Origin of the sequence: Stackebrandtia sp., from assembly GCF_035643755.1 — a bacterium.
Taxonomy (GTDB): domain Bacteria; phylum Actinomycetota; class Actinomycetes; order Mycobacteriales; family Micromonosporaceae; genus Stackebrandtia.
The window spans coordinates 1-8,737 of sequence record NZ_DASQPW010000206.1 but is presented as its reverse complement, the minus strand read 5'-3'; the positions used below and the strand labels follow the sequence as shown (position 1 = coordinate 8,737).

General features: G+C 69.3%; 9 protein-coding genes and 1 rRNA gene. All 10 read left to right on the top strand.

Annotation, left to right across the window (positions count from 1 at the left end; all coding sequences use genetic code 11):
- Positions 1–20 precede the first annotated feature (20 nt).
- Positions 21–138 (top strand): 5S ribosomal RNA (gene rrf / locus VE172_RS16060).
- 102 nt (positions 139–240) lie between these two features.
- Entirely contained in the window at positions 241–2,736 is a 2,496-nt protein-coding gene (gene pepN, locus VE172_RS16055) for an aminopeptidase N (RefSeq protein ID WP_324802941.1), read from the top strand.
- A 54-nt stretch (positions 2,737–2,790) separates the two neighbouring features.
- Positions 2,791–3,447, top strand: a complete 657-nt coding sequence (gene nadD, locus VE172_RS16050) for a nicotinate-nucleotide adenylyltransferase (protein ID WP_324802940.1) — start codon at positions 2,791–2,793, stop codon at positions 3,445–3,447.
- Between the two features lie 38 nt (positions 3,448–3,485).
- Entirely contained in the window at positions 3,486–3,911 is a 426-nt protein-coding gene (gene rsfS / locus VE172_RS16045) for a ribosome silencing factor (RefSeq protein ID WP_324802939.1), read from the top strand.
- Entirely contained in the window at positions 3,908–4,513 is a 606-nt protein-coding gene (locus tag VE172_RS16040) for a histidine phosphatase family protein (protein WP_324802938.1), read from the top strand. Before rsfS ends, VE172_RS16040 begins: the two co-directional genes overlap by 4 nt.
- A 54-nt stretch (positions 4,514–4,567) precedes the next feature.
- Complete coding sequence (locus tag VE172_RS16035) at positions 4,568–4,990, top strand: hypothetical protein (RefSeq protein WP_324802937.1); 423 nt, start codon at positions 4,568–4,570, stop codon at positions 4,988–4,990.
- 54 nt (positions 4,991–5,044) lie between these two features.
- Complete coding sequence (locus VE172_RS16030; RefSeq protein WP_349258414.1) at positions 5,045–5,893, top strand: DegV family protein; 849 nt, start codon at positions 5,045–5,047, stop codon at positions 5,891–5,893.
- A 66-nt stretch (positions 5,894–5,959) separates the two neighbouring features.
- A complete protein-coding gene (locus tag VE172_RS16025) occupies positions 5,960–7,411 on the top strand; it encodes an amidase (protein ID WP_324802935.1) in 1,452 nt (483 codons plus the stop codon).
- Positions 7,412–7,500: 89 nt separating this feature from the next.
- On the top strand, positions 7,501–8,394 hold the full coding sequence (locus VE172_RS16020; RefSeq protein ID WP_324802934.1) for a ComEA family DNA-binding protein: 894 nt from the start codon (positions 7,501–7,503) through the stop codon (positions 8,392–8,394).
- 78 nt (positions 8,395–8,472) lie between these two features.
- Positions 8,473–8,737: hypothetical protein (locus VE172_RS16015; RefSeq protein ID WP_324802933.1), on the top strand; the 265-nt coding region annotated here is incomplete at its 3' end.

Here is an 8,737-nt window from a genome sequence, read left to right as displayed (position 1 = left end):
GACCCAGGGTGAAAAATTGTGCCGGTGGTTATAGCTGGTGGGAAACACCCAGTCTCCATCCCGAACCTGGTAGTTAAGCCACCACACGCCACAGATACTCTCCCCGACAGGGGACGGGAAACACGGACACCGCCGGACTTTTTTAAACCCCGTAGTCACTTTGTGGCTGCGGGGTTTTACTTTGCCCTGCGCAGGTTTTGTCCATTATGTAACTCAGTGAAGTGTGGCAGGATCGGGATCATGCCAAGCCTGAGCCGCGATGCCGCCATCGCCCGCCACGACATGATTTCGGTGACGTCGTACGACGTGGATCTGGACCTGACCCGCGGGTCGGAGGTCTTCGGGTCGACGGCGACCATTCGATTCACCAGCGCCGAGGAGGGTGTCTCCACGTTTGTGGAGGTCGCGCCGCGGACGCTTCATTCGGCCACTTTGAATGGTCGTGAGCTGAGTGTGGACGACCTCGACAACGGTCGGCTTCCGTTGCCGGGATTGGCCTCGGACAATGAGTTGACGGTCGTCGCGGACATGGAGTACTCGCACGCGGGGGAGGGCCTTCATCGCTTCACCGATCCCGAGGACGGCCTCACCTACACGTACATGATGGGTTTCCTGGACATGGCGAGCCGCGTGTTCGCCTGTTTCGAGCAGCCCGATCTGAAGGCGCCGTATCGGTTGACGGTCACGGCGCCCGAGGACTGGACGGTGGTCGCCAATGAGGGCGGAGCCCAGGTGTCGCCTGGTCGGTGGGAGTTCGCCGAGACCAGGCCGTTGGCGACGTATTTCATGACGTTGGTGGCGGGTCCGTACCGCTCGGTCTATCGGGAGCATGACGGCGTCCGTTTCGGGTTGCATGCCCGCCGTTCCTACGCCGAGGCCCTGGAGTCCGACACCGAGGAGCTGTTCGAGGTCACCTTCGGCGTCTGGGATCGGCTTCACGAGCTGTACGGCGTGCGGTACGCCTTCGGCGACACCTACGACCAGTGTTTCGTCCCGGAGTTCAACGCCGGCGCCATGGAGAACCCGGGTTGCGTGACGTTTCGGGACGAGGCGTTCATGTTCCGTTCCGCGGTCACCGAGACCCAGCGCCAGAGTCGTGCCGAGACCATCGCGCACGAGATGGCGCACATGTGGTTCGGCGATCTGGTGACGTTGAGGTGGTGGGAGGACTTGTGGCTCAACGAGTCCTTCGCCGACTGCATGGGCATCCGTGGCGCGGTGGAGGGCACCCGCTTCACGGGCGGCCGGGCGGGCCGGGCCCTGCGCACCCTGTGGGGGTATTCGGCGGACCAGCGCCCGTCGACGCACCCCGTGGCCGGGACCGTGAACGAAAGCGGCGAGGCCCTGAACAACTTCGACGGCATCTCGTACACCAAGGGCGGCGCGGTGCTCAACCAGTTGGAGGCGTGGGTGGGCGGCGACGCCTACTTCGAGGGCCTGCGCGACTATTTCGCGAAGCACCGTTACGGCAACGCCTCCCTGGCGGACCTGATGGCGAGCCTGGCGTCCGCGAGCGGACGCGACCTGGACGACTGGTCGGCGCGATGGCTGCGCACCTGTGGCCCCAGCACGCTGCGCATGGACGTCGACATCGTTGACGGCCGTTACACGCGCGCGGAGGTGGTGCAGACGGCGTCCTCCGAGCACCCGACGCTGCGCCCGCATCGGCTGCGGCTCGGCCTGTACCGCGTCGAGTCGGGACGGGCCGTCCGCGGCGCACGGATCACTTTGGACGTTGACGGAGAGCGCACCCCGGTCCCGGAACTGATCGGAGCGGACGTCTGCGATCTGTTGCTGCTCAACGACGAGAACCTCACCTACGCGAAGATCCGTCTCGATGAGAACAGTGTGCACAATCTGCCGTCGGTGTTGCCGAGGGTGGATGACGCGATGGCGCGGGCCCTGGTGTGGAACATGCTGGCGGACATGGTGCGCGACGGGGAGCTTCCCGTTTCGGTGTATCTGGACGTGCTGGAGGCGGCGCTGCCTCACGAGTCGTTGATCTCGCAGCTGGACCAGCAGCTCACGTTGGCGCGGGTCAACATCGACCAGTACCTGTCGCCGGGCGACCGCGGCGGGGCGGCGGGGCGGCTGGAGAAGTTGGCGCGCCGGATCGGGGCGTCGGCCGAACCGGGCGGCGACGCGCAGCTGTGCGCGCTGCGGGCCCAGGTCGCGACGTCCACGGACGTCGAGTGGCTGCGGGCCCTGCTGGACGGACGCGACGTGCCCGACGGCGTCGTCGTCGACGAGGACCTCGGCTGGCGGATCATGCTGCGGCTCAGCGTCCTGGGCGCCGCGTCCGAGGCCGACATCGCCGAGCGGCTGCGGCTCAACCCCAGTTCGGAGGGCCACAAGCAGGCGTCCACCTGCCGGGTGTCGCGTCCCGACGCCGAGGCGAAACGGACGGCCTGGGAGACCGTGATGACCGACCGCGCGCTGTCGAACCACGAGCTGCGCGCCGTCGCGCGCGGCTTCTGGTGGCCCGAGCAGACGGAGCTCACCGCCGAGTATGTCGCGCGGTACTTCGCCGAGGCACCCGAGGGAATCGGCGGGCGAATGCCGTGGGAGGCCATGCATCTGGGTCACGAGATGTTCCCGCGGTTCGCCGTCGACGCCGACACCCAGCGCGCCGCGGAGGAGCTGGCCGGCCGCGAGGATCTGTCCCCGCAGCTGCGGCGGGTGGTCGCCGACGACGCCGACGACATGCGGCGCGCGCTGCGAGTGCGTGGTCAGTGATGTGCGGCGGGGTTACGATCGGGCCAGGGACCCAGTGGGGGTGACGACGTCGCGATGAGCACACGGGCGAGGCCCGAGGCGGCCCGGCGGGTCGGTGTCATGGGCGGAACCTTCGACCCGATCCACAACGGGCATTTGAGCGCCGCCAGCGAGGTCGCCGACCGGCTCGGCCTGGACGAGGTCGTGTTCGTTCCCACCGGGCAGCCATGGCAGAAGGCCGATGTCACCATCAGCCCCGCCGAGGACCGGTACGCCATGACGGTGCTGGCGACCGCGGCGCACCCGGCTTTCCGGGTGAGCCGGGTCGACATCGAGCGCCCGGGGGCGACGTACACGATCGACACGCTGCGCGATCTGCGCCAGGAGTACGGCGACTCCGCGCGGCTGTTCTTCATTGTCGGCGCGGACACGCTGGCCAACCTGTCGACCTGGAAGGCGGCCGACGAGGTGGTGTCGCTGGCGACGTTCGTGGCGGTGGGTCGTCCGGGCTTCGAGCTGGACGACACGCGGCTGCCGCCCGGCACCGAGGTGACGGTGGTCGACACGCCCGCGTTGGACATCTCGTCGACGGATTGCCGGCGGCGGGTGGCGCGCGGCGGCCCCGTATGGTTCCTGGTGCCCGACGCGGTGGCGGGGTATATCGCCTCGCGGCGGCTGTATCGGCGGGACGAATCACCGAAAAAGCCCAAGTATGTTGTCAGTCCTCCGTGAGAAACTGGACTCACAGTGACCCCGACGTAAGGAAGCCAGTGGTAGCGACAGACCTCGCCCGGACAGTGGCGCTCAGGGCCGCGCAGGCAGCGGCCGACAAGAAGGCCCGCGACATCGTGTTGTTGGACGTGAGCGACGAAGTGGTCATCACCGACATCTTCATGATCGCCTCGGCACCCAATGAGCGACAGGTACTGGCGATCGTCGACGCGGTCGAGGACACGCTGCGGCGCGAACTCGACGTGAAACCGCAACGGCGCGAGGGCCTCAAGGGGGGCCGTTGGGTGCTGTTGGATTACGCCGACGTGATCATCCACATTCAGCACTCGGAGGAACGCGACTACTACGCGCTGGACAGCCTGTGGAAGGACTGCCCGGCCATCGAGTTCGTGGACCAGTCGTATCGCGATTCGCTGGAGGCGCGCGGAGGCGAGCCGTCAGCGTCGCTGCGGGATGCGGCGTGAGCAGGATTATCGTCCTGCGTCACGGCCAAACCGAGTGGAACGATGAGGGGCGGTTTCAGGGCAGCGTCGATGTCGACCTGAACGCCGCCGGTAGGGCTCAGGCCGCCCAGGCCGCGAAGCGGCTCGCCGACGAGCGGCCCACCATGGTGGTGTCCAGCGACCTGCGGCGTGCCCTGGACACCGCGCGGATGGTCGCCGACGCCGCCGGGGTGGGGCTCGACACCGACGAGCGCCTGCGGGAGCGCGCCTACGGCCCGTGGGAGGGCCTCACCCGCCGCCAGATCGCCGAGCGCTACCCGGCGACGTTCGAGCGCTGGAACAAGCAGCTTCCGTTCGCGCTGGCCGGGATCGAGGCGCCGACGCGGGTGGCGCGCCGCACCGTCGAGGCGCTGCGGGATGTCGCCGACCGGGTCGGCGACGGCACCGCGGTGGTGGTCACGCACGGCGGCGCGTCCCGGCAGGGCATCGCGGCGTTTCTGGGTTGGGAGCAGGGCCAGGCCAGCACGGTGTCGGGTCTGGGCAACTGCCACTGGGCGGATCTGAAGCGCGACGCCTCGGGCTGGCGCATGCACGGATACAACCTGTCGGCGGAGAATTCCTGACCGCGAGGGGAACCCGCGCGGCTCGCGGGCCGTCACAGGGTCATGCGAAACGTTGTGAAACGCGTAGTTGGCGCGGCCGTGATCGGCGCGGTGCTGATGACGGGCGTGGCCGCCTGCGGTAGCGGCAAGCCCGCCGCCGATGACAAGAAGTCGCATTCGTCGTCGCAGGACGAGTCGAGCGCCAGCGGCAGCTCCTCGCCCAACCCCGCCGACTCCAAGACCCCCGGGCCCTCCAGCAGCGACGGCGGCAGCGCGGGCAAGAAGCTGACCCTGTCGGGGACGGTGCACAACGGTCCCGAGGAGGGGTGCGTCCTGTTGAAGTACAAGGGCACCACCTACCGGCTGATCGGGTCGACGGCGCAGAAGCTGCACGGCGGGGACCGGGTGGAGTTGACCGGCGAGATCGCCGGGGATTCGATGTCGACCTGCCAGACCGGCACGCCCTTCAAGGTGAAGACGGCCAAGGTGATTCATTAACCGCGGGCACCGGCGCGGGCGCGGCCCCGCCGGGGGTCGGCTACGGTGGCGGTTATGCCTGTTGCGGTGGTGACCGATTCGACTGCGTGCCTTCCGCCGGAGGCCGCGCAGCGCCGGGGCGTGACCGTGGTGCCGGTGCAGGTGGCGGTGAACGGGGTGTGCGGCGCGGAGGGCGTCGATGTGACGGCCGCCGATATCTATCGGGCGTTCGGCGAGCGGCGCGTGGAGATGACGACGTCGCGTCCGGCGCCGGGGGAGTTCGCCCGGGTCTATCGCCGTTTGCTGCGCGAGGGCGCCTCGGCGGTGGTGTCGGTGCATCTGTCGGGGAAGCTGTCGGGCACGTGCGAGGCGGCGTCGCTGGCGGCGGACGAGTTCGGTGACCGGGTGCGGGTGGTTGACTCCGAAAGCGCGGGCATGGGTCTGGGTTTCGCGGTGTTGGCGGCCGCGGCGGCGGCGCGGCGCAAGGCGGACGCGTCGCAGGTGGTGCGGCGGGCCGAGCGGGCGGCGCGGGCCACCGAGATTTACTTCTATGTGGACACGTTGGAGTTCCTGAGGCGCGGGGGCCGGATCGGGGTGGCGGGCGCGTTGTTGGGGACGGCGCTGTCGGTGAAGCCGATCCTGCATGTGGACGACGGTCAGGTCAAGCTGCTCGACAAGGTGCGCACCTCGGTGAGGGCGTTGTCGCGCATGGAGGATCTGGTGCTGGCGGCCGCGCACGACGGACCGGTCGACATCGCGGTGCATCATCTTCAGGCGCCGCAGCGGGCCAAGGAGTTCGCGGTGCGGCTGGGGGAGCGCCTGGAGGACCGCCTGCGGGACCTGCATATCTCCGAGGTGGGCGCGGTGTTGGCGGCGCATTGCGGCCCGGGACTGTTGGGCGCGGCGGTGCACCGCCGCGGCTGAGACGCCTGTCCCGTTGCGCGAATTGATATTTTGTGGCCCGCTTCAGGGGCCGGTAGCTTCGCGCCCATGGAGTGGAGTTTTCAGACGGCCGAAGGGTTGGCGGCCGCGTTGCGCGCCGGTGAGGTGACCTCGGCGGAACTGACCGACGAGGCCATCGCCCGTATCGAGCGCGACGACAAGATGATCAACGCGATCTGCGTGCCGGACTTCGACCGGGCGAGGGCCGCCGCGCGCGATGCCGACCGGGCGCGCGCCCGCGGCGAGGTCCGGCCGCTGCTCGGCATTCCGGTGACGGTCAAGGAGTCGTACAACATGGCGGGGCTGCCCACGACCTGGGGCATGCCGCAACACCGCGACCATGTGCCGGACGAGGACGCGGTACAGGTGTCGCGGCTCAAGGCCGCGGGCGCGGTGATATTGGGTAAGACCAATGTGCCCTTGGGTCTGCAGGATATGCAGAGCTTCAACGAGATTTACGGCACCACCAACAATCCGTGGGATCACGATCGCACGCCGGGTGGATCCTCCGGCGGATCGGCGGCGGCCCTGGCGTCCGGGTTCGGCGCGCTGTCCATCGGCTCCGACCTCGCCAATTCGCTGCGCACCCCCGCGCATTTCTGCGGCGTCTACGCGCACAAGCCGACGCTCGGACTGGCGGCGACCCGCGGCATGGTCGCGCCGCCGGCACCGGCCCTGCCGGTCGACCTCGACCTCGCCGTCGTCGGTCCGATGGCGCGCACCGCCCGCGACCTCATGCTCCTGCTCGACGTCATGGCCGGACCGGACCCGTTGACGTTCGGCAAGGCACACGACGTGGCGCTGCCGCCCGCGCGCCACGATCGTCTCGGCGACTTCCGGGTCTTGATCGTCGACGATCATCCGCTCATTCCGACCGGTTCCGCCGTGAGGGCGGGCGTGAACCGGGTGGCCGACGCGCTTGCCGACGGCGGCGCCCGCGTCGAACGGCGCACTCCGCTGCTGCCCGACCTGACCGAGGCCGCCGTGATTTACATGCAGTTGCTGGTTTCGGGTTCCGTCGCACGTTTTCCCGTCGATTCCTACGAGCAGCTGCGGACCCGCGCTGCGGGCCTGAGCGCGCACGACCAGAGTCTCGACGCGACGCGGCTGCGTGGAATGGTGTTCAGCCACCGCGACTGGCTCGAGGCCAACAACCGCCGGGAGCTGCATCGTCACGGCTGGCGGCAGTTGTTCGCCGAGTTCGATGCCGTGGTGTGTCCGATCACGCCGACTCCCGCGTTTCCGCACGACCACAGCCCCAACCCGATGGAGCGTCGCATCGACATCGACGGCGTCGAGCACCCGTACTTCGACCAGTTCGTGTGGGCTGGTCTGGCCACCATGCCCGGCCTGCCCGCCACCGCCATACCAGCGGGCCGGGCCCGAAACGGCCTGCCGGTGGGGGTGCAGCTCATCGGTCCGATGTTCGAGGACCGCACCCCGCTGCGGCTGGCCGAACTGCTCGAGCAGAGGATCGGCGGCTTCCAGGCACCGAGGTAGGGGTCCACCGGGTTATCCACAGAGCGGGGTTTATCCACAGGCTTCGGACGGGCTTGCGGCTTGGTCGGCGTGGGCTCGTTGGACCGGGCATGAGTATTTCGACTCAAGTCCCCGCGACGCGGGGCGTTTCCACAGGTAAGCACAGGACCTCGAAGCAGGCGGAGTTCGCCGCGGCGGTGCGCGACCGGCTGGGCCGGTTGACGAAGCCTCCCGCCGACGACTCGCCGCCGGATTCCTGCGACGAGGTCGTCGACACCCGAACCGGGGAACCGTGTGAGGACACGGTTCCCGACGGGCGGGCCGACGGCGCCGTCGCCGGTTGGCTGGGCCTGCGCGGCGCCCGCATTCGCTTTGACCGAAGGACACGGGGCGTGTTGGCGATGTTGATGTTGGTGGTCGCCGTGGCGGCCGCCACGGCGGCGTGGTTCTCCTGGCCGAGCCCGCAGCAGGCCCCGCAGGCGATGCCGGTGGCCGCGACCCACGACGGCGGCGAGCACGGTGCCCGGCCGGTCCTGGTGTCCGTCGTCGGCGACGTCGTGCACCCCGGAATGGTGAAGGTCCGCTCGGGTGCGCGGGTGGCCGATGCCATCCAGGCGGCCGGGGGCCTGCGGCCCGAGGCGAAGTCGGCCGGTTTTCTGAACCTTGCTCGAAAGGTCAACGACGGCGAAATGATCGTGGTGAACGGCAGCGACAAGCCCGCCGCCCCGGCGGACCCGTCACAGGCACCCAAGCCCAGCGGCGACGGCACCTCGGCCGACCCGTCCGCGGGCGGCCAGCCCGCCGCGCCGGGCCAACCCGTCAACCTCAACGACGCCACCGAGGAGCAGCTCGACACGCTGCCGGGGGTCGGCCCCGTGACGGCGCGCAACATCATCGCCTATCGGGAAAAGAACGGGGGCTTCGATTCCGTCGATCAGCTCACCGACGTCGACGGGATCGGTCCCGCGACCCTGAAGAAGCTCTCCAGCATGGTGACCGTCTGACCAGTCGTTCATCGAGACGGTGACTTGTCGGGTGGGCGGAGCCGGGTTCCGCTCACCCGACGGCGAAAGGGCCGACGAATGTCCCTTAAGGAATATCTCGGGGAGATGCTCGCGCCCGACACCGACGGGGATCGGGTGCCCGTGGACCTGCGGCTCGCCGTGGTGGCCGTCGGGGTGTGGGCAGCGGCGCTGGCCGCGTTGTACCTCGACGGAATCGGCGGCGTCGTGCTGGCGCTGGTGGCGGCCACGGCCGCGGCGTGCCTGCGCCGTGGGCGCGGCGGGTTCGCGATCGTGGCGTGCGCCTTGGCGATCGGGGTGGCCGCGGGTGCGGCCGCCACCGCCG

What these genes read in the sequence shown, in the direction of transcription:
- pepN (WP_324802941.1), top strand. Translation starts at nt 241, where the DNA reads ATGCCAAGCCTGAGCCGCGATGCCGCCATCGCCCGCCACGACATGATT.
- nadD (WP_324802940.1), top strand. Translation starts at nt 2,791, where the DNA reads ATGAGCACACGGGCGAGGCCCGAGGCGGCCCGGCGGGTCGGTGTCATG.
- VE172_RS16030 (WP_349258414.1), top strand. Translation starts at nt 5,045, where the DNA reads ATGCCTGTTGCGGTGGTGACCGATTCGACTGCGTGCCTTCCGCCGGAG.
- VE172_RS16025 (WP_324802935.1), top strand. Translation starts at nt 5,960, where the DNA reads ATGGAGTGGAGTTTTCAGACGGCCGAAGGGTTGGCGGCCGCGTTGCGC.
- VE172_RS16020 (WP_324802934.1), top strand. Translation starts at nt 7,501, where the DNA reads ATGAGTATTTCGACTCAAGTCCCCGCGACGCGGGGCGTTTCCACAGGT.